Below are 21,438 nucleotides of genomic sequence, written 5' to 3' on the forward strand. Positions count from 1 at the left end.
CCTTTTTCTTTTTGTTCACCCTGACAGGGAAAAATAAAACGCTTTCATTTATACTAAAAGAGTAAAAGAAAGCGAGGTTTGAACATGGTTCAATTAAATCTAAAAAATATCTATAAAAAATATCCAAACAGCGAGCATTACTCTGTTGAGGATTTCAACCTAGACATCAAGGACAAGGAATTTATCGTCTTCGTTGGTCCTTCAGGATGTGGTAAATCCACCACGCTTCGTATGATTGCAGGTCTTGAAGATATTACAGAAGGGGAAGCCTACATTGATGATGTCTTGATGAACGATGTGGCACCAAAAGATCGTGATATTGCCATGGTCTTCCAGAACTATGCCCTTTACCCACACATGACCGTATTTGATAATATGGCCTTCGGCTTGAAATTGCGCAAATACAGCAAGGATGAAATCAAAAAACGTGTTGAAGAAGCAGCGGGCATTCTTGGTCTGACAGAGTTTTTGCAACGCAAACCTGCTGACTTGTCAGGTGGACAACGCCAACGTGTTGCCATGGGACGTGCGATTGTCCGTGATGCAAAAGTATTCTTGATGGACGAGCCTTTATCAAACTTGGATGCGAAACTTCGTGTATCCATGCGTACAGAAATTGCGAAAATCCACCGTCGTATCGGGGCAACAACAATCTACGTAACCCACGACCAAACAGAAGCGATGACACTTGCGGACCGTATCGTTATCATGAGTGCTACTAAAAATGAGGCAGGTACAGGTACAATTGGACGGATTGAGCAAATCGGTACACCAGAAGAATTGTACAATGCTCCTGTCAACAAATTTGTCGCAAGCTTTATCGGAAGTCCAGCCATGAACTTCTTTAGTGTAACTCTTAAAGACGGTATTTTGTCTGATGGGGACAACTTCTCTCTTCGCTTGCCAGAAGGTCGTAGAAAACATTTGGAAGAAAAAGGATATGAAGGCAAAACCTTCACTCTCGGTATTCGTCCAGAAGACATCAAAGCGTCTCAATTGGAATTGGAAGCTTATCCTGACAGCATCGTAACATCAGAAGTTGTTGTTTCTGAATTGCTTGGTGCAGAGTCTATGCTGTATAGCCGTGTTGGCTCAACCGAGTTCGTTTCTCGTGTAGATGCGCGCGATTTCCACAAACCAGGTGAAAAAGTGCGTCTAGCCTTCAACTTGAACAAGGCACACTTCTTCGATGATGCGACAAGCAAAGCGATTGTCTAACACGCGTCAAAGTCTAGAAACTTGCTCAAGATGGACGGTTGATAGAGTAAAGATACCCTCTATTCTTTGGAAATGATAACAAAAGAGTCTGAGACAAAATAGTTCTCAGCCACAAAAAAGCTAGGGATTCCCAATGGTGGAACTCTAGCTTTTTAGTTGTGAGCGACTCTCCTGTTGTATTTCAGGAGATTATTAGCCATTTTTCATATTCAGTTTTCATATGCGTACTGCTCATAAAAATCAACCTTTAGCTGGATAAAGGCTTCGATGTCATGGAGGAGTTGAAAGAGGGTTGCCCGTGCTTCAAATTCTTCCCGCGTTTGGGGGAGTGGACGTTCACGGAAGGCCTGGTGAAAGAGTTCAATATCTTCGAGGAGTTCATGACCGGGATTGTGTCTACTCAGCTGGAGAGCTGTTCGGTCAAACAGGTTGGCGAGGATGACTGCTTCCCGACTTTCCAGTGAAAATTTATTGATATTGCGGGCCATAGTACGGAGCATCTTATTTTGCGCCAGTCGCATTTCAAAGTAATGGACTTGATAGTTGGTCTGGTGAAAAACTTGATTGTGGCGATCAAGATAGACAACCTCAAGTGCTTTTTGAAGTGTTTGATCTAGCTGCGTAATCAGCTGGGCTTCATTGCGGCCGTCTCCTGTCAGCAGTAAGTCTTGGAAACGAAGGAGAATAGCTTTTAGCCCTTGCTCTACCTCCTCGTGGTAGGCTTGGATTTGCTTGTCCTGCGAGGGCATGTAGAGGTTGGCAATTAGGGCAATCCCAGCACCAATCAGAAAGAGGGCCAACTCATTTCCTATCAAGGTTAGCGAAGTAGACTGTTCTAAGAATAAATGGGTTACCAGAACCGTACAAGGAGCAATGCCTGCGGTTAGGTTTGCCTTGTAGGCAAGCGGAACATAGAGGCAGAGATAGAGCCCCAAGGTTAGTAAGTGGAATCCAAACAGTGAGAAAGCAAGGCTAGCAATGGCAAGCGCTAAAATCGTTGACCACAGCCTTGCCCATGCCGTTTTGAGTGAAGCACGTCTCGTGTCCAAAAGGCTTAAAATCGCAATAATCCCTGCGGAGGTAGGGGAGGATAAATGGATAAGATTGGCTAAGTTAATCGCAACACAGGTTGCAAGTACCAGCTTAATCGTTCGATGAAGTAAGGGCATGAGGATCTCCTAAGTACAATTTCAATGTCTGCTATTATTGTAGCATACAGATGAGGGAGAGTTGAAGGATTTGCCTGTGCTTTTTCTTGTCTAACCAGAAAGTGCAGTCGGAAGATTCTATTCAAGCTGAGCTGAAAAAGGGGAAGAATTTTAGTTTTTTTATGATATACTAGGAGAAATAGGATAGAGGTGTTGGAAGAGTTATGGCAAGTATTGAAGATGTTGCAAAAAAAGCGAAAGTATCGGTTACAACAGTGTCTCGGATGATGAACAACCATCCCTATGTATCTGAAAAGACCAAAAAACGCATTCGGAAAGCAATGGAGGAACTGAGTTATTTTCCCAACAGCGGTGCTCAACAGTTACGTGGGAAAGGGACAAAGTTGATAGGGGTGATTGTATCTTATATTACAAATCCTTTTTTCTCCTATCTTGTTGCTAGTATCGAGAAAACAGCTACTGAAATGGGCTATCATCTGATTGTCTTACAGACCCTGCAAGATATGAAGCGGGAAGAGTTGTTTATCAACATGCTCAAGAAAAAGCAGCTGGACGGTTTGATTTCAACCTCGTTGGAAACCAATACAGAAGAAGTATTTGAAATGGTTAAAAAGGGGGACATTGTTCTGTGCAATCGGAGCTTGATTCACCAAGGTCTCCCCATTGTGCAGATTGATGAAGCCAAGATTTCAGAAGAAGCAACCCTCCATTTATTTGAACGCGGTTATACCAAGATTGGATTTTGTCTTGGTGGTAGCACGCTTCATCCAACAGACAATCGCTTTAAAGGTTTTATGGCGGCTCATCTCCGTCAAGACCAAGCATTTAATGAGAATTTTTTCTTTAAAAATGTTAAAACAATTCAGCAGGGACGGGAACTTTTTCATACGATTGCTAGTCTGACAGAACGACCAGACGCCCTATTTGCAAATAGTGATGAGGTAGCAGCTGGCTTTATCAATGAAGCAATCTTACATGGCTGGAAGATTCCGCAGGACATGGGGGTTGTGGGCTTTGACGACCAACCGATAGCCAGTTTATTGACCCCTAACTTGACAACGATTCGCCAACCAATTGATGAAATGGGACGTCTTGCGACCCTTGCCCTACTCTCTCATTTAGAAGATAGGGAATTTGAAATGCCTGAACCACTGAGGGCAGAATTGATTATCCGCTCATCGACCTAGTTGTCGGTGGTCGGATTTTTTTAAAAAATTATATGAAAACGATTGACATAATGAAATCGTTATCATATAATGTATTCAAGATAAAACGCTTACAGAGATGCCGTAGAAGATGTGAGAAAATCTTCAACAATGAAAAGGAGTTTAAGATGAATACAAAGAAGAAGTTCTGGCGTGTACTAGCAACCCTTTCTTTGGGAGCTATATTGGGAGCTTGTGGGAATGCAGGTGGCGCAAGCGATAATGATTCTCTTTATATTTTTAATACAAAGAGTGAGATTGGTGAGGATTTGAACAAACTAGCCAAGGACTATGAGGCTGAAACTGGCCAATCCTTAAAAATTTTTTCGCCGGGTTCGGGGTCGGATATTACTGAAACCATGAACACCGAAATGACTTCAAAAAATCCTCCAGCCATTTTTTCAACGAACTCTCTTATTCAATGGGGTCCGAAAGATGGAGATTTTATGTATAACTTAGCAGATTCCTCAAATGAGGAATTAGTGAAGCTGGCGGAGCAGATTCCTGAAAATCAGCGCTTAAAAGTAGAGGATACTGAGAATTTTGGAATCCCTTATACCGTTGAAGGGTATGGCTATGTGATGGACACTCAGTTGCTCAAGGAGCTTTTTGGGCTAGAGGACGCAGCAGAATTAGTGAAAGATTTAAAAGTGGTTGACTATGACGCTTTTCGACAATTTACAGATGTTGTAGATGCCTTCATTCACAATCAGACAGGTCAGACTGTTGAGTTAAATGGTCATCGTTATACTACGGTGACTGAAAAAACGGAGTTAACGAAACAATTAACGGGTGTGTTTGTCGAAGCAGGGGCCGAAAAATGGACTTATTCAGACCACATGATTAATATTCCGATGAATACAGTATATGAAAACTATTCGGATGCTCTTTACTCAGAAGTAGATAAGATGGATACGATTAAATCTGCATTAGTGAAGATGATGGAAGTATTGGAATACAATACAGCACACGCAGCAGGAGAAAATAGCGCTAATACTCGTGGGCCAGAATTTATCAATACTACAACAGGTTCATATGATTACTCGCTTCAATTATTTGCGGATCATAGAGGATTGTTTATCAAACAAGGAAATTGGATCTATCCAAATTTAAAGAAATTAAATGTAGCCATTGTCGCAACGCTTGATATGATTCCTATTAAAATGCCATTTAAAGACAGCGATATTCACTTAAAAAATCGGACAGCAAAAGAGTTTAACACAACCATCCCAACCTTTATTCCAAATTATTGGATTATCAATAAAAATGTCAGTGATAGTCAAAAAGAAGCTGCAGGTAAATTCCTAGTTTGGTTATATACTTCTGAGCGTGGTTTGAAATTCTTGAAAGAAGAGAGTGGTTTTATCATGTATAATGACCCGACTGCTACGGATTCTCCAAATTCTCTAAATAATGCGATTGTTCAATATTTAGAAGGAGACACTCTTTCCAATCCTTTTAATGCCTCCCCAGGTAACTTTTTAGAAGAGGTTGGAAACGAATTAAAAGAGAACTATATGACTCAAAATAAATGGGATGTCAAGACTTATCCTGCTTTTGCCGATAAAGTGATCAAAAGGTGGAAAGAGTTAAAAGACGCCTCTAAATAAAAAATGCTAATCAGAAGGGATAAATGGTACGCAGTAATAGACTGTGTTGCTCTCGTTTCCTATTTTGAGGCTGAGCAGTTTGAATGTCCCAGCCTCTTTTGATTTAGATTCTAGGAGTTGAGTATGAATTCGATTTATAAAAAATGGTTTGTTCCGTTTGTGCTCCCAGCGGTTGTATTATTTGCAATGGTTGTCTTGATTCCTTTTATAGTTGGATTTCTTTATTCATTTTCAGCTTGGAGAGGAGTATATTTTGCTGGTGGTCAGAATGTTTTTGAAGCATGGGTAGGATTTGAAAACTATATCAAATCTTTCCAGAATGAACATTTTCGCAATGCTTTTATATATACCATTCAATTTACTGCTTTAGCAGTTGTGGTTGTGAATTTCATTTCCTTTGCCCAAGCGCTTTTACTGCATGGTTTAGGAAAATGTGTTGGCATATTTAGAGCAACTTTCTTTTTACCAAATTTATTGGGAGGGTTAGCATTAGGCTATATTTGGTTGTTTATCTATGAAAATGTCTTTTCGACAATGCTATTTGGAGAAAAAGGACTACTTCCTTTTGATTTATTGACAAATATGACTCAGAATGCGAATAAAAATTTGCTAGCAATGTTGATGATTGTGACGTGGCAAATGTCGGGCTATATGATGATTATTTATGTGACAGGTCTAGCAACGATTCCAGATGATTTATATGAAGCCGCTGCGATGGACGGTGCTAATTATTGGCAAAAATTACGTCATGTTACCCTTCCAATGTTGATGCCAAGTTTTACCGTTGTCTTTTTTCTGGTATTGTCAGGATGCTTCAAGTTGCTGGACCCAAACGTAGCTCTGACAAATGGAGAATTCAATACGAGAATGCTAGCCTTGCAGATTTTACGAGTACCAAAAGATACCAGTAATAATTATGGTATGGCACAGGCACAAGCCGTTATTTTCTTTATCATCATTGCAGTTGTTTCTTTAACGCAAGTGGTGATGACGAAGAGAAAGGAGATTGAGGCACAATGAAAAAATATGCTAATTCATTTTTGCGTTATCTGATTGTGACGCTCATGGCATTGCTCACCTTATTTCCAATTGTCTTTTTGGTCCTAAATTCTTTTAAATCACAAACAGAGATTGTGAAGCATCCGATGTCTTTGCCAAAGGAGTTTTCACTGGAGTATATTGTTTTAGCAGTGAAAAAGATTCATTTGGGGAGTTCGTTTGTATTAACCCTCTTGATGACGGTATTCTCAGTTGCTTTGATTGTATTGATTTCCTCGTCGGCAGCTTGGATGATGGTGCGTTTCAAATCAAAAATAGCTACGTTTCTATTATTACTATTTACGGCGGCGATGTTGATTCCGTTTCAGGCAATTATGTATCCGTTGATTCATTTTTTTGATAGTATGGGCTTAAAAAATGTACCTGGATTAATCTTGATGTATGGTGGCTTTGGTTTGAGTTTGTCCTTGTTTTTGTATCATGGATTTATTAAAGGAATCCCCATTTCCTTAGAAGAAGCAGCGATTATGGATGGTGCTCATCCCATTCAGGTTTATTTCAGCGTCATTATGCCATTATTAAAACCAACGACAATGACGGTTATTATTTTAAATAGTATGTGGATTTGGAATGACTATTTACTGCCATTTCTTGTGATTGGCAATAGCCGAGTGAAGACGCTGACGTTATCTGTCTATTTTGCAAAACTAGAGTCAGGACAGTACGGTAATTCATGGGATTTGATTTTTCCAGCAGTACTGATTACGATTTTGCCAGTTATTGGCATGTTTTTAGTATTACAAAAGAATATTATAAAAGGAATTGCTGATGGTGCAGTAAAGTAGAGAACACTATACTGCTTTAGTTTATAAATAGTATGTATGAATAAGTAGTTACATATTAAAATAAGACACGAACGAAGCAAGCATTTAAAAGATATTTCCCGATATAGTGGTATCCTAGACAATACTGTTGTTCGTGTCTAGGACGGGATTTTTGAGGCCTTTGGCTCAAAAATGAGGGATGAAACTCCGTAGGAGGTTGAAATAGTTCGGGGAACTATTTCAATCGGGAAATAGCAAAAGATACTAAATGTAAACGAAATGACTATATCGTCTGAGAACTTTCCCACAATGTGAGAATTCTCTTCAGATACTAGGTACAGTGTTTCATTTTTGAGTGATGTGCTGCAATCGCTCCATTTCCTGTTATAATAGGGATAGTATTAAAATAGAGAGAGGATGAATATGGAAAAAGATTGGTGGAAAGGGAAGGTCGCTTATCAGATCTATCCTAAGAGTTTCAATGACAGCAATCATGACGGTATCGGTGATTTAAAGGGGATTACGCAGAAGTTGGACTATCTCAAGGACTTGGGCATTGAGATTTTGTGGCTCTCTCCGGTCTACAAGAGCCCCTTCGTAGATCAGGGGTATGATATTGCGGACTACTATGCGATTGATCCGATTTTTGGAACCATGGAGGATATGGATGAGCTGATTGCTGAGGCCAAGGCACGTGGGATATCTATCATCATGGACTTGGTAGTCAATCACTGCTCAGACCAGCATGAGTGGTTTCAAAAAGCCTTGGCAGATCCCGATGGAGAATACGCTGACTATTTTTACTTTATCGAAAGCGATACGGAGCCGAGCAACTGGCGGAGCTACTTTGGTGGCAGCGTTTGGGAAAAGGTACCCAATTCAACTAAATACTACCTCCATTCCTTCCACAAGGCTCAGCCAGACTTGAATTGGCAAAATCCTCGCCTGCGCCAAGAAATCTACGATATGATCAACTGGTGGTTGGAAAAAGGGATTGCAGGTTTTCGGATTGATGCCATTATCAATATCAAAAAAGACTTGTCCTGGACCTCTCTTCTTGCTGATCAGGAAGATGGTTTGGTGGCGGTTCAGGCAGCCCTTGCTAATGCTCAGCCGATCGAGCCTTTCCTGCGGGAATTAAAAGAGCAGACCTTTGACAAATACAATGCCTTCACAGTTGGGGAAGTATTTGATGAAACAGAGGAGGAGCTGCAGTTCTTCATCGGAGAAAACGGGGTCTTCTCTTCTATCTTTGATTTCAAACAGGCGATTTTAGGGCAAAAAGGCAATGGCTGGCATGATTTTGACGAGCCAACAGCAGAAGAGATAAAAAAGAGCATTTTCCAAGTGCACGAACGAACAGACAAGATTGGTGTGTTATCAACGATTATTGAGAATCACGATGAGGCGCGTGGAGCGTCGCACTTTATTCCTCAAGCTGATGTAGCTACAGCCAGCAAGAAGTGTCTTGCGACCATTTCCCTCTTGCGTAAAGGGATTCCATTCATCTACCAAGGGCAAGAAATTGGCATGGAAAATCAGTATTTTGAGGCGATTGAAGATTATGATGATATTAGTACCATAAACGGTTATCAGGTGGCCTTAAAGGACGGTCTGTCTGAAGAAGAGGCGCTTGCCGTGATTGGAAAATATAGCCGTGACAATGCTAGAACACCGATGCAATGGACCGACGATACCTATCTAGGATTTTCAGATGTCAAGCCTTGGTTGATGAGTAAACAGCCAAAACGCACCATCAATGTTGCAGAGCAGGAAAGGGATTCCCGGTCTGTCTTGCACTACTACCGTGCCCTAACAGGCTTGTATCGCCATGATACCTATGGTAGTAGTCTAAGATGTGGTGCTTTTCATCCGCTATTTGAAGAGGTCGAAAATGTCATTGCCTACGAACGCTGTGGGGAGAGAAGTGTGCAGGTTCTGACCAATTTCCAAGCCAAAGTTCAGAGGCTCCAGCTTTCACAACCAATAGAGGAAGTCCTCTTGAACAATCTAGAAGTGTTGGACTTGGATAAAGATAATTGCCTGACCTTGGCACCCTATCAAGCAGTTGTGATTGCTGTATCATAAGGTTGTAAAAGGCACTCTAGAATATTAAGGTAGAAAAAACGGGCTGTTTCTAGCCCGTTTTATAGTCGTTTTAGTTTACTTTTACTACTCGCTCCAACAGTCTGGGAGACTGTTAGAGGTTGGAAATAAAACGAGTATAACTCGTATCAACAGTAAACGAAACGATTGATAAAGGTCTGAAAGCAACTGATAAAGTTTATTGGCAAATGCCATTGGAACTGTTATAATAAAAGCATGAAACAAGTAGAAGAAAATGATATTGTGTATGGTGTGCATGCGGTGGTGGAGAGTTTGACAGCTAATGTTGGGAACAAGCTCTATCTGCAGGATGATTTGCGCGGAAAAAATGTGGAGAAAATCAAGGCTCTTGCGGCTGAAAAAAAAGTATCGATTTCGTGGACCTCTAAAAAAAGTTTGTCTGAGATGACCTCAGGTGCTGTTCATCAAGGCTTTGTCCTACGAGTATCAGCATTTGCCTATACCGACTTGACGGAGATTTTGGCAAGAGCAGAGCAAGAGGAGAATCCCTTGATTCTGATTTTGGATGGTCTGACGGATCCCCATAATTTTGGTTCGATTTTACGGACAGCCGACGCGACGCAGGTAGCAGGAATCATCATTCCGAAACACCGTGCGGTCGGAGTGACACCTGTTGTCGCAAAGACCTCAACGGGGGCAGTGGCGCATGTTCCCATTGCTCGAGTGACCAATCTCAGCCAGACCTTGGAGACCTTAAAAGCAGCAGGTTTCTGGATTTTTGGAACGGATATGAATGGAACTCCTAGCCATAAATGGAATACGACAGGTAAACTTGCTCTTATCATTGGCAATGAAGGCAAGGGGATTTCTGCTAATATTAAAAAGCAAGTAGATGAGATGATTACGATTCCCATGAAAGGGCACGTACAGAGTTTAAATGCCAGCGTGGCAGCGGCTGTGCTGATGTATGAAGTTTTTCGGAATAAGGTGTGAATGAGCAGTATGGGAGGAGAGATATGACCCAATTTAAAATCGTGACCGATTCCACATCGGATTTGCCAGTTGAATGGTTGGAACGGTATGATGTGACGGTTGTTGGATTGACGGTGGAGCTAGACGGTGTTGTTTTTGAGACAGTTGGTGAGAACCGCTTAACTAGTGATGTCTTGCTTGAAAAAATGCTGGCGGGAGGACAACCGACGACCAGCCAAGTCAATGTCGGACAGTTTGAAGCCTTGTTTAAGGTAGCAGCGGCAATGAATCAAGCCGTCCTGTATCTAGCTTTTTCAGCCGCCTTATCAGGAACCTACCAAAGTGCGGTGATGGCGCGTGACATGGTGCTTGACGACTATCCAGAAGCGGTGATTGAGATTATCAATACCAAGGCAGCCACTCTGGGAGAAGGCTACTTGGTCTTAAAAGCTGCACAGGCGCGGGAGGCGGGCGTGTCATTAGATGAGACAGTGGCGCTCATTGAGGACTTGATTCCCCGTGTGCGGACCTATCTCTTGGTCGATGATTTGCAGCACTTGGTGCGCGGTGGCAGGCTATCTAAGGCAGCCGCCCTTATCGGTGGTCTGGTCAATATCAAACCCTTGATTTCTATCGATCAGGACGGGAAACTCGTCTCTATCGCTAAACTCCGAGGAAAGAAAAAGGGAGTGAAGGAAATGCTATCTTTGACCCTTGAGCAATTGGATGATTCCTGCGTCATGGTTGCCTATACGGGAGATATTGAAGCGGCAGAGCAGTTACGTGCGACCTTGCTAGAAGACCCGCGGGTGGAGCAGGTCATTATGGAGCCTTTAGGGCCCATTATTGCCAGCCATACAGGGACGGGTTCCTTGGCTATTTTATCCATTGGAACAGATAAGCGCTAATCGCCTGGTTTTTCATCAGAAGAAGGAAAATATTTCCTAATAAAAGTAGTGTAGAAATCACGGAGTGAGCTTCGATAGACCGCTGTAGATCTGATTGTTACGGAGTATAAGGAGAAGTCATGGGGTTCTTTGAACGGTTATTTAAAAAAGTTGAGCAAGTCAATACAGGTCAAGCTGCCCCAGAAAGTCTGACTGAGGAGTTGTATATGTTGGAGCTGGAGTAGTGAAAGCGATAGAGGTAAATGAACGAAAAATATACCGTCTGAACGTTCGTTCTATACCGTGTGTAACTCCAGTAAGTGTCTCTATCTTGGATTCCTTTCTAGCTCCTGCTACTAGGTAAAAGCACGCTGAGAATGACCCATGGCAAAACATCATGACAGGAACTCATTTCTAACTCAACCGTCTCAGATTTAATTCCACCATAAAAATTCATTTTAGACTAACTTCCACTTTGGAAAGAGAAGTGGAACTTACTTTGGGAAATTACCAATGGCAAAAAATCAAGAAAAAGAGAGTAGTAAGGCTTGACTTTCTCTCTTTTCTTTTGCTATAATGGTAAACGGTATTGTTTACCCCATTTGAAAGGCCCCGGAACCCTTCAAATAACTTGCGGACTGGAACATCCGCCCTGTAAACAAAAACGATATTCATATAGGAGAAATCATGAACAAAACAACATACATGGCTAAGCCAGGTGAAGTTGAACGCAAATGGTATGTAGTGGACGCTACTGATGTGCCCCTTGGACGCCTTTCAGCAGTTGTAGCAAGCGTTCTTCGTGGAAAAAACAAACCAACATTTACACCACATACTGATACAGGTGACTTTGTGATTGTTATCAACGCTGAGAAAGTAAAATTGACTGGTAAAAAAGCAACCGATAAAGTATACTACACTCACTCAATGTACCCAGGTGGTTTGAAGTCAATCACTGCTGGTGAACTTCGTTCAAAAAATGCAGTTCGCTTGATTGAAAAATCAGTAAAAGGAATGCTTCCACACAACACTCTTGGACGCGCTCAAGGAATGAAGTTGAAAGTATTCGTTGGTTCTGAACACAACCATGCTGCACAACAACCAGAAGTTCTTGATATTTCAGGGCTTATCTAAGGAAAGGAACAGATAAAGTATGTCACAAGCACAATATGCAGGTACTGGACGTCGTAAAAACGCTGTTGCACGCGTTCGCCTTGTTCCAGGAACTGGTAAAATCACTGTTAATAAAAAAGATGTAGAAGAGTACATCCCACACGCTGACCTTCGTTTGGTCATCAACCAACCATTTGCTGTTACCTCAACAGCAGGAAACTATGACGTTTTGGTAAACGTTGTAGGTGGTGGTTATGCAGGTCAAGCAGGAGCTATCCGCCACGGTATCGCTCGTGCCCTTCTTCAAGTAGACCCAGACTTCCGCGACTCTCTAAAACGCGCAGGCCTTCTTACCCGTGACGCTCGTATGGTAGAACGTAAGAAACCAGGTCTTAAGAAAGCTCGTAAAGCTTCACAATTCAGTAAACGTTAATATCTGCTATATATCAACGTTTCAAAGCACTCAAGAGTTTACCTCATGGGTGCTTTTTTGATGATTTTTTGAAAAGTTCACCTTATAGTTTACCTCATTTTCACCTTATTGATTCAGAGATTTTAGTGTAAATTCTCCAACAGTCATAGGAACGACATTAGAAGTATTAACATAAATTTGTGTTGTGGCAGTATCGCTATGAGTTAGAGCCTCTGAAATGGCTTCTAAGCTCATGCCAGCTTGTTTAGCAAGTGTTGCTCCAGTATGGCGTAATTTATGAGGTGTAGCGTGTGCTAGCTCTTTATGACGGTTTCTGACGGTCTTCATTTTATTATTTAAGTAGTCCGAATGTAGACGCGCGTTAACATTACCTTTGGTATCAATATAGGTAAAAACAAACTGTTCAGGATTACTAATAATTCCAAACCTAGCCAGTTCCTGTTTTTGTTGTTCTTTCCATGAGTTGAGAAGTTGAACTAAGTCATTTGAAATTGAAAATATCGTTTTCTTATTTCCTTTGGTTGATTTAACTTCCCCATATCTATCTAGAGCTTGAATCAGTTGGATTTGTGAGGTTGAAAAATCAATGTGTTTCCATTGTAAAGCATAAGTTTCCGATTTCCTATCTCCTAGAAAAAAGGTCAAATAGAAGAGGACATAGTCTTTTAACGAGATTTTATCATCATCCAAATCTTGCTTGAACGCAGTAAACCATGCTTGTAATTGTTCCTGAGTAAGATAGAGGTCTTCATCTTTTCGAGCCTCTGCTAATTGGATTTTCTTTGTTGACTTGATACGGCGTAGCGTTTTTGCGATACGATTAGCTTCAATATATTCAAGTTCTTCTGCCCAGTCGAATATTGAAATAACGTAACTTCTGAGAGTTTTGAAGTTAGCGTATTCATTCGCCTTAGCAGTCATTAAGTTCAGAATAACTTGCTTGTTCTGATTGAGAAATTGAATTGTATAGTTACCTAGCAAAGGTAAAATGTGCTTTTCAAAGCAAGTTTTAGTATTGGCAATAGTTGACCGAGTTGGTGGTTTAGAAGTCGAGGTTGTTTGCCCTGATTTGTAGGGGTTCCACCAAATATTTTCATAGAAATCTTTGAACATTATTTCCCCTTTACCAAGCCCTGTAAACTCGTTATTTTCAATCTGATTTAGTTTGGTTAAAAGTTCTATCTCTGCTTGTCTAGCCTCCTTTCTTGTCTTGAACCGCTTATCAAAGTAGTTGTTATTCACGATGCCGAGTGGCATTCGTGCTTCAATTGGGATATAGACTTTTAGGCGGTAAGTTCCATTTTTTGTCTTAGTGATAGTCATGATATTCTCCTTTATGTCGAACCAGAAAATATCATGACCATTATAAAACAAAAATGTAGATATTTCTAGTTTTGTGAAAGTAGCCAAGTATCTATAGCTTGTTTGTTAAAGCGAATAGACTTACCTATTTTTATGTAAGGAAGTCCTTGCTGAATCCAGCTATCTAATGTGTTATTGGAGATACCGAGATAATTACAAGCTTGTTGTTTGTTTAGATAGGGACTTTCAATACCGTTTCTTGACAACTGCTCTTCAATTTCTCTCTTAATAAGATTTGAAAGTAGAAGTTGAATCTGTTGGATTTGTTCATTTGGTAGGATAACTTGCATATTACTCCTCCTCAGAAATTTGTTTAGAATTATTTAAACGATTAGGGTTGTGCCGTCTAGAGTCAAGGTATTTAGCGAAAAAATAAGTACGTTCAAGTATCAGATTTAATAGCATACTATTTTTGGCTCGTGAGTACCAAACAAGTTCTTCAAATTCGGTAAAATCATTTTCCTCGATAATATCAACAACTTCATTGATGAATTCTGATGAGTTTCTTTCCAATAAGAATTTATCTAAATCAAATCCACAACCAGACTCAATATCGTCAATATTGTAAGGTGATTTTTCTGGATTTTCTGCATGTGTGAAATAGTGATATAGGCCAGTTGGAGACATGACTATTTCTACATGTTCAGGACCGTTTAACTTATTTTTGATAAGTTCTGATACTTGTCTATAACTTTTTAATGAATCAAAGAAGAAAGCTCCGTGTTTGTGAGGTTTCTTGAATTCTCCAGTTTTCCTATCAATATCCTTATCATGCCACGGACTAAGTACGAAAGGGATACAAAGTTCTTCTAATACTTGTTTATAATCTTCTGGAGAGCTTTCCTTATAAATTAGGAAAGTCCAGATTGTTGAGCGCTTTTGTTGTTCTTTTGCCATGCATTATACCTCATTATTTTGATTACTGATTATGGATTGTAATGGGGGTCGTAGTAGCCCCATTACAATCAATTTAATATTTTGCAAAGTCAGGACTTTTAGCTTTCACTTCGTGAGCCAAGTCCTGACTTTGATTTATCGTCTCGCACCTTTGAACCACAGCCTACTTCCCTCACGGATTGAAGAAGAGAAATAATAGTTAGGATTTTGACTGGAGATTTCTTCTTTGATATGTTCTTCCATATCTCGTAACAGTTTTTGGGCTTGCTGGGTCTTTGGATATTTGATAAAGACTGATAAGGAATCTTGTCGAATGTCTACGGTACAACTGGAGATAGCGTAATTGAAGTTTTTTAGAGTCAGATTGAACTTTGTTACAGTTGTCTGATTATCAATAGATGTAATTGATTCTGACATTTCATCTTGTTTTAAAAACTGTCTTAATCGAATTGTTTGGTAGATGGATTTAAAGTAGTTCAAAACAGAATCCTTTGTGATGCGTTGAAATAGTTCTGTGCAAATTGACAGCACCAAAATTGATATTAAAGTTAAGGTTAATGATTGGATAAAATGTGCTACAAAATTTAATTTTTCTTGTACAAAACTTATAGAACTTTTTAGACTTTCTATCTCAATATTTCCAAACTGATTTTCTAGAAATAGAAATGCAAATTTGAGAAGTAGCAAGAGCGAAATTAGGAGGATGAGATTGATATTCAGATTGTAAGTTTTTTGAAAAAAACTCTTTTTCATGTCATAAAATACCTTTCTTGGTGTAGTACGTTGGACACAGTAACGGAAGAACTTGGTAGGGGTGTTCATTGTCAATCACTTGAATCAATCCAGTTCCATGTCCGATTGGAATGACGATACCTTCTGGGTCAAGGTCTGGGAAGAGAAATTGAGTGGTCTTCTTGTTGATGTTGCCTATTTGGATGAGAACGTTTAGTTGTTCACGGACTGAAATCGGAATAGTCGTATGGTCAAAACGCTGGCTGACAAGAAGCAGGTGGATTTTTGTAGCCCGACCAAGAAGGGCGATTTGTGACAAGAGGGAGAAAAAAGATTCTTTAATGGTCTTGTTGACCCCTTCGGATAGGGCTAGTACCTCGTCTATAACAATGGTTAAATGAGTGAACTCATGACGGGGATTGTTGTATAGAATTGCTTGGCGTTGCTGTATTAGATTCAAACACTGACTCAAACACTCATTTACCTCTGATACAAAGTCAGATTTTGAGCGATTTTCCACGGGGTGAATGACTGCAATTTTGTGTTCACGAGCCCAACGACTTGGGCTATCGAATTTGGGGTCTACGATAATCAAATCAGACTGATTTTTGAGGACAGAAAGCAGGTAGGTAAGAGCGTAGCTTTTCCCTGAACCTGAGTTTCCACAGATAGCCATATGGTTGACTTTATCAAGATTGAGCACAAAATTTTTCATAATTGGAATTTGATTTTTTGGAAGGTCTGCTACGTATTTATCGAGATCAGGAATGACTAAGCGTTTTGAGACGCCCGCTTTCCAAGGGAAGAAGAGTCCACGTTCAATATGAATGTCTTCTGTTTTTAGTGGAATAAAGTAGGTGGAATTCTGCTTGAGAAGCGTATAGCGAGGGAATAAAGAGGCGCTTGCAATCAAGAAGATTTTATTGTAAAGTTCATCATCTAGAATATATGCACAAGGAAGCCTAGGAATGAATATGAAGCCGTCATCTTGAATCGTAATGTTGAAGCTATTGGTATAACTTGTTTCACCCTGCATCAAAGTTCCAAGAGCCATGTTTAGGCTCTGGAGCAAGTAGGATTGCAGTACAGTCTCTGCTTTAGTTGCCATTATTTGACCTCCTTCATGCCATCAGCTTTAAAGTACACATTGAATCCGACTTCACAGGCTTGAAGATTTTCAAATTCAATCATCGTCATATAAGCTGGAAGAGTTACATTTGATTCAAATTTGACTTGAAAAGGAGGCAGTCCTTTTTGTGAGAACCAAGCTTTGTGAGCTACGATTTCGTTGGTTGGTTGACCTTCTTCGAATTTTATTTGAGGCTCAAGTTCTGTACTCAAGCAGAAAATAGCCTGTTTTGAGTCAATGTATTCATTTGCAGTATTGCCTGAATAGCCACCTTTGCGATTATTTGTTTTCATAGAATTATACCTACTTTCTAATTTTGTTGTTACTAAGCTCATTTTTAAGTCGTGAGAATGACTGTGTTAGCTAACTACACTTACATTTTAAATTGTTTTATTCAGTTATACTTTCAAGTTTTTTGAAAGTATAAGAGTCAAATTTGTGCTACTAGAGCTACAAATTCAATCATCCATTCTGCTATACTATCAGCAATCTGATAAGAAGTTTCTTCCTCAGGAAAATCAGGGAAGGAATTATATAAAGCAGAAGCCAAGAGTGAAATATGTTGTTGAATGACCTTCTCTCTTGCTTGGATGAGTTCTTTTGTAGAGCTGAAACCATCAGTAAGAAGTAGTTCTGTCAATTGACTAATGAGTAATTCACAGAAATCAATATTAGGAAGGAAGACACTTTTTACATTGGGCAGTCCTAATGTTTCTTGTAGGGCGTCAACAGTGTCTAAGGTGATATTGCGTTTTCCCTGTAAAATTTGGCTAATAGCAGGAGCTGAAATCAGTCGGATGTCATCATCAAAGTAGTAGGCCACTTCATTTTGAGGGATTTCTTGGTTGCTCAATTGTTCCTTGATAGCTTGACCAAGTAACTTACAATAGAGAGTTTTAACTTTAGCTGTTAGCATAAGTTGCCCTTTCCAGTCCTCGGACGGAAAGAAACGTTATGAGCCGTACTGAATACCGATATGTACAAAAAAAGCACATCAAATAAACGGATAAACAGATATATGCAGGACTAGACTGTTATTGTCTGAGTCGTCATATTTGTTTCAATCCGTCCATTTTGATGCGCATCAACTAGGACTATTAATTAGTCAAGATTTCTCTTGCTAATATCATTATAAGTGATTAAAAAAACACCAATTAGGCAAAATTTGACTTGGTGGGATTTTCTGTTTAAAATAGAGTTATGAATAGTGATTTTAATTTATACTTAAAAGTTTTTTTGAGTATCCTAAAAAAGGACTTCAAAATTAACGCAAATCAAATAGCTAAAGAAATTGGTATTTCTAAAAATACGTTAACTAATTGGAAAAATGGCTCTGTACCAGATTTGGAAAAAATAAAAAACTTATTGAAATTTATCAATAAGTTTAACAAAGAGTATGTTATGGATTCAGAGACTAAGTTTGTTATTGTAAAGTTAACTAAAATAATAGAATTCTATATCATTCAGCAAGAGACTAATATTTATCAACGTAAGAATGAAAAAGAACGAAGAAATTTGAAGATAAGAAGGAAGCGGAGATTTACGAAAAATTTTAGTCTTCTCATTGATTTTTTAAATTCCGTAGCTCTTCAAGAAGAGGCAGTTCAGAATGATGGAAACTATATAAATCAGGAAGAGTCAGGAGAAGTATTAGACAATTTATTAAATATAGAATTTATTTCACGTAACGAGAGAAATGGTTCTATTGCGATACAGAAAAATTTAGCCAAAAAGTTACATGTAAGTGAAGCACAAATTTCAAATTGGAAATCAGGAAAGGATTTTCCTAATGAGGATAATCTTTCTAAGCTTCAAAAATTATGCTCTTTTAATGGTAATGGTGCTTTCTTGGATTATGATTTTACAATTCAAATGTTAGAAAATCAGTTTTTAAGAGCTCCGAAATTACATTATAAACTATTGGAATTAGAGAGGAAATATTTCCTTAGGATGAGGAATTTTCTTGAAGAATCACAACTTGAAATTATGTTGTGGGAAAAAATATCCAGAACTCCATCTGAAATTTTAATTGGATATTCAGGAGAAGTTTTAGAAACGATTCAAGAACAATTTTATAGGGATTGTATACTCTTATTGGAAGAGGCATTTCAATTTGTAGATGTTAATTTGACTTTTGAAGAATGGCTTCGTGTGAATATACCTAATCATGGTTTTATTCCAAATTTAGATTCTATTGACGGCTTTAGATTTTATGCAGAAGACATTGACCATGGCTATAGAATTATTAGAGAATTTAAATACTTCAACAAAGATATTGGTATGATAAATAGGTTTATCGTTAGTAATAAAAAACTATTCTATCTGACTAGGCTTCTGATGAATAAATTGGAGGAAACTGGGATAGAGTTTGAAGACTGGCTAGAGGAGCAGTATCAAATTGTAAATGAACCTGGCTATTTTAGAGAACTGAGTATAAATCTTTGTAATTCAATGATTGAGTCTGACTTTAGTGATAATGAAGATTATCTTGATGAATTTTACAGGCAATTTTGGGACTTTGTTATGACTAAGAGTTCGAGAGTAGATATACAAATGCATCCAACAATACAGGTTTATACACAAGATATAAATTCAGAAGAATGGATTTATGACAGAATGGAGAGCAATTATTCATTATTAAAGTCAATTCTAGATATAGAATTGGAGAAAGAGACTCTCTCTGCCGAGGGTAGGTATCTATTAGATGGTCGGGAATCATTTGAGTTGCTTTTTAAGAATCATTCAATGAAAACATTTAGAGAAGCGTCTCAAAATAGAAACTTTGATAATATCAAAGAGCTAGAAAAATTGTATAGAAGAACCGTTAAGTTTCTTAAATAATGTTGCCTGGCTTACTGTCCAAGATTGTAAAGAAAGTATAAGTACCTCTGAAATCAGAGGTACTTATTATTATATTTATTCTCTCTTCAATTTAACGGTTCCGAAGCCACCTCCACTTACAGTTAAAGTATTTCCTGAAAGAGAATATTCAAGTTCTTCTCCTTCTACATTAAATGTTTTGCTTTCTTTGTCCACTGTAAAATCTGTGCTAATATTGTCTACAAATAGTGAGCCTGAGCCATCACCTGCTTCAATACTAAGGGAACCATCTTTGCCATCAATTGTGATTGTCATGCTACTTCCATCTTCTTCGTAAGTATATGTTCCATCTAAACTTTGATTACTAGTGGAACATGCAGTAAGTAACAGTACGGCTGTAAGTGTCAGTAAAAGTGTTTTAATTTTCTTCATCATTTTCTCCTTATCTTATTCTTCATCGTCAGCGCTATCTGAAGTTACTTGAACATTGTTAGGTCTCAAATCGTAGGTGTCATAAATTAGAGTCACATTTTCTCCTTCTCTTTGCTTTGTGACAAACGATGGGAAACCAATATATTTCACATCATCTACTGATTTTGAAGCAAACTGAGAGTAAGCTAGATATGCAGTGAAAGGCTCTTCTTTAATAATATAAGTATAATCAATAACATTATCATAGCTAAGTTTTTTGACAGGAATTGTTAGGGTTTCCTCTAATGTTTCCTCTAAGTCCTCATCAGGTAAAATTTTCAATTGATAATCTGATGCGACCTTTTGGTTATATTGATTTTCAATTTCTATCAATTTGTTTATTTCTGAGGTGGTATCTTTTCCGTCAACCAATTGCCTGAGCGCAAGTGATACTTTTTCAAAAATAACTTGTTTATGGGTGCTAGCCTTTTCAAATGCTTTAGCCTGTTCAATAATTTCATCATCTGATAATGTTGAAATGCTTTGAAGAGTAAGAGTATCTGGAATTGTAACATCAATGATTCCATCTGCATTACCGTCGTCAGTATCATATTTTTTGATAATATCCGTTAGCATTTCTTCAGAAATTTTTTCCGCTGTGTCTGTTCCGTAGAAACTATCAAAGAAGGCTTGGGCATGTTGACCAGTTGAATAAACATTTTTTCCAACATAGTCCGTTTTAAATTGTGAAGAAGAAATTGTTGTTTCGGTGTTTGTCGTGTTTTCGTAAGAAGTATCATAATAAATTACTTGATTATCTTCAAAAATATACACTCCCTTGATAATTTCTTCACCGTCTATTTCATACCAAAGCTGGGGAGATTTTTGGGATTGGTTTATATAGGTTCCGATACTGACTTCTTTTGTTTTTTGAGAAGAAGTTTTCTCTTGAAAGTGAGAAGTAGTTGTGGAAGGTTTGGTGGTATTGGAACAGGCTAAGAGAGTTGTTGTCGAAGCCAAAAGTGCTATACCTATAAATAGATATTTGTTTCGCTTTTTCATTTTGAAAAGTCTCCTTTAGTATTTTAAGTATTGTTATTTCTTAAAACAATACTTAGTTATCTTATATTTTACCACAAAAACAAATCTAGAGTATTGTTTTTTGACAAAAAAATACATCTATAATCTACAAATTATTTCCAATAAGTCATAGTCTTAGTGTATAGAAGCAAAAAAGGAAGTGGTGCTATGTCATTAGGGAAAAGTGTATCTAACAGAATTTATGAATTGAGGATGAAAAAACAACTAACACAAGAGATGTTAGCTGATAAGGCGGGGATGGATGTCAATGCTCTTGGTCGAATTGAAAGAGGACAAAATTCTAATATTAAGTTGGAAACTCTAAATAAGCTAATTGAAGCATTAGAGTTAGACTATCAAACTTTCTTTGCCTTTACTGATAGTGACAATGAGGTGTCTAAACTAATTGCTAAGTTATCATTAGTTGACGATGAAGAAAAGTATCTTGAGATTTTTAATAAGATATTAGATATAGAGTTGAAAATTTAACGGTGCGTTGTTCTGAAAATA

At 38.5% G+C, this 21,438-nt stretch carries 22 protein-coding genes; 12 read left to right on the forward strand and 10 right to left on the reverse strand.

Annotation, left to right across the window (positions count from 1 at the left end):
- Positions 1-84 precede the first annotated feature (84 nt).
- A complete protein-coding gene (locus tag E4T82_RS06605) occupies positions 85-1,218 on the forward strand; it encodes an ABC transporter ATP-binding protein (protein ID WP_135182067.1) in 1,134 nt (377 codons plus the stop codon).
- Positions 1,219-1,427: 209 nt separating this feature from the next.
- On the opposite strand, the gene E4T82_RS06610 is transcribed toward E4T82_RS06605, so the two are convergent.
- The gene (locus tag E4T82_RS06610) at positions 1,428-2,387 is read right to left on the reverse strand and encodes an aromatic acid exporter family protein (protein WP_135182068.1); all 960 of its coding nucleotides are present in this window, start codon (positions 2,385-2,387) and stop codon (positions 1,428-1,430) included.
- A gap of 203 nt (positions 2,388-2,590) precedes the next feature.
- Between E4T82_RS06610 and E4T82_RS06615 the strand changes: the two genes are divergently transcribed.
- The 9 genes from E4T82_RS06615 to rpsI all read left to right on the forward strand — a co-directional run bounded on the left by E4T82_RS06615 (position 2,591) and on the right by rpsI (position 12,497).
- On the forward strand, positions 2,591-3,574 hold the full coding sequence (locus E4T82_RS06615; protein WP_135182069.1) for a LacI family DNA-binding transcriptional regulator: 984 nt from the start codon (positions 2,591-2,593) through the stop codon (positions 3,572-3,574).
- Positions 3,575-3,720: 146 nt separating this feature from the next.
- Entirely contained in the window at positions 3,721-5,202 is a 1,482-nt protein-coding gene (locus E4T82_RS06620) for a carbohydrate ABC transporter substrate-binding protein (RefSeq protein WP_135182070.1), read from the forward strand.
- A 123-nt stretch (positions 5,203-5,325) separates the two neighbouring features.
- Positions 5,326-6,222 (forward strand): carbohydrate ABC transporter permease, encoded by an 897-nt coding sequence (locus tag E4T82_RS06625; protein WP_135182071.1) that lies wholly within the window; start codon positions 5,326-5,328, stop codon positions 6,220-6,222.
- On the forward strand, positions 6,219-7,046 hold the full coding sequence (locus E4T82_RS06630) for a carbohydrate ABC transporter permease (protein ID WP_135182072.1): 828 nt from the start codon (positions 6,219-6,221) through the stop codon (positions 7,044-7,046). Before E4T82_RS06625 ends, E4T82_RS06630 begins: the two co-directional genes overlap by 4 nt.
- A gap of 402 nt (positions 7,047-7,448) precedes the next feature.
- Complete coding sequence (locus E4T82_RS06635) at positions 7,449-9,113, forward strand: alpha-glucosidase (protein ID WP_135182128.1); 1,665 nt, start codon at positions 7,449-7,451, stop codon at positions 9,111-9,113.
- A 234-nt stretch (positions 9,114-9,347) separates the two neighbouring features.
- Complete coding sequence (gene rlmB, locus E4T82_RS06640; protein ID WP_135182073.1) at positions 9,348-10,085, forward strand: 23S rRNA (guanosine(2251)-2'-O)-methyltransferase RlmB; 738 nt, start codon at positions 9,348-9,350, stop codon at positions 10,083-10,085.
- Positions 10,086-10,108: 23 nt separating this feature from the next.
- Positions 10,109-10,972: a DegV family protein gene (locus E4T82_RS06645; RefSeq protein ID WP_135182074.1), complete on the forward strand. Its 864-nt coding sequence runs from the start codon at positions 10,109-10,111 to the stop codon at positions 10,970-10,972.
- Between the two features lie 666 nt (positions 10,973-11,638).
- Positions 11,639-12,085, forward strand: coding sequence for a 50S ribosomal protein L13 (gene rplM / locus E4T82_RS06650; protein WP_067086679.1), 447 nt, complete (start codon positions 11,639-11,641; stop codon positions 12,083-12,085).
- 19 nt (positions 12,086-12,104) lie between these two features.
- Positions 12,105-12,497 (forward strand): 30S ribosomal protein S9, encoded by a 393-nt coding sequence (gene rpsI / locus E4T82_RS06655; RefSeq protein ID WP_135182075.1) that lies wholly within the window; start codon positions 12,105-12,107, stop codon positions 12,495-12,497.
- Between the two features lie 105 nt (positions 12,498-12,602).
- Here the strand turns inward: rpsI and E4T82_RS06660 are convergent, their stop codons facing one another.
- The 7 genes from E4T82_RS06660 to E4T82_RS06690 form a co-directional block, all read right to left on the reverse strand.
- Positions 12,603-13,820, reverse strand: coding sequence for a site-specific integrase (locus E4T82_RS06660; RefSeq protein ID WP_135182076.1), 1,218 nt, complete (start codon positions 13,818-13,820; stop codon positions 12,603-12,605).
- A gap of 65 nt (positions 13,821-13,885) precedes the next feature.
- Positions 13,886-14,149 carry a helix-turn-helix domain-containing protein gene (locus E4T82_RS06665; RefSeq protein ID WP_135182077.1) on the reverse strand — a complete coding sequence of 88 codons (264 nt, stop codon included), beginning with the start codon at positions 14,147-14,149 and terminating at the stop codon, positions 13,886-13,888.
- Position 14,150: 1 nt separating this feature from the next.
- Positions 14,151-14,756 carry a replication protein gene (locus tag E4T82_RS06670; RefSeq protein WP_135182078.1) on the reverse strand — a complete coding sequence of 202 codons (606 nt, stop codon included), beginning with the start codon at positions 14,754-14,756 and terminating at the stop codon, positions 14,151-14,153.
- Positions 14,757-14,891: 135 nt separating this feature from the next.
- On the reverse strand, positions 14,892-15,236 hold the full coding sequence (locus E4T82_RS13095) for a hypothetical protein (RefSeq protein WP_348628420.1): 345 nt from the start codon (positions 15,234-15,236) through the stop codon (positions 14,892-14,894).
- Positions 15,237-15,510: 274 nt separating this feature from the next.
- Complete coding sequence (locus E4T82_RS06680; protein WP_135182080.1) at positions 15,511-16,596, reverse strand: AAA family ATPase; 1,086 nt, start codon at positions 16,594-16,596, stop codon at positions 15,511-15,513.
- Positions 16,596-16,910: a hypothetical protein gene (locus tag E4T82_RS06685; RefSeq protein ID WP_135182081.1), complete on the reverse strand. Its 315-nt coding sequence runs from the start codon at positions 16,908-16,910 to the stop codon at positions 16,596-16,598. Before E4T82_RS06685 ends, E4T82_RS06680 begins: the two co-directional genes overlap by 1 nt.
- 137 nt (positions 16,911-17,047) lie before the next feature.
- Positions 17,048-17,533, reverse strand: a complete 486-nt coding sequence (locus tag E4T82_RS06690) for a helix-turn-helix domain-containing protein (protein ID WP_135182082.1) — start codon at positions 17,531-17,533, stop codon at positions 17,048-17,050.
- Between the two features lie 284 nt (positions 17,534-17,817).
- On the opposite strand from E4T82_RS06690, the gene E4T82_RS06695 reads away from it, so the two are divergent.
- The gene (locus E4T82_RS06695; protein ID WP_135182083.1) at positions 17,818-19,458 is read left to right on the forward strand and encodes a helix-turn-helix domain-containing protein; all 1,641 of its coding nucleotides are present in this window, start codon (positions 17,818-17,820) and stop codon (positions 19,456-19,458) included.
- A 75-nt stretch (positions 19,459-19,533) separates the two neighbouring features.
- On the opposite strand, the gene E4T82_RS06700 is transcribed toward E4T82_RS06695, so the two are convergent.
- Together E4T82_RS06700 and E4T82_RS06705 are read right to left on the reverse strand one after the other, a co-directional pair.
- Positions 19,534-19,869, reverse strand: coding sequence for a lipoprotein (locus E4T82_RS06700; protein WP_135182084.1), 336 nt, complete (start codon positions 19,867-19,869; stop codon positions 19,534-19,536).
- A 15-nt stretch (positions 19,870-19,884) separates the two neighbouring features.
- Positions 19,885-20,910 carry a hypothetical protein gene (locus E4T82_RS06705; RefSeq protein ID WP_194185876.1) on the reverse strand — a complete coding sequence of 342 codons (1,026 nt, stop codon included), beginning with the start codon at positions 20,908-20,910 and terminating at the stop codon, positions 19,885-19,887.
- A 186-nt stretch (positions 20,911-21,096) separates the two neighbouring features.
- Between E4T82_RS06705 and E4T82_RS06715 the strand changes: the two genes are divergently transcribed.
- On the forward strand, positions 21,097-21,417 hold the full coding sequence (locus tag E4T82_RS06715; protein WP_135182086.1) for a helix-turn-helix domain-containing protein: 321 nt from the start codon (positions 21,097-21,099) through the stop codon (positions 21,415-21,417).
- The last annotated feature ends 21 nt before the right edge of the window (positions 21,418-21,438 follow it).

The sequence above is a fragment of the Streptococcus cuniculi genome (assembly GCF_004570575.1).
GTDB lineage: Bacteria > Bacillota > Bacilli > Lactobacillales > Streptococcaceae > Streptococcus > Streptococcus cuniculi_A.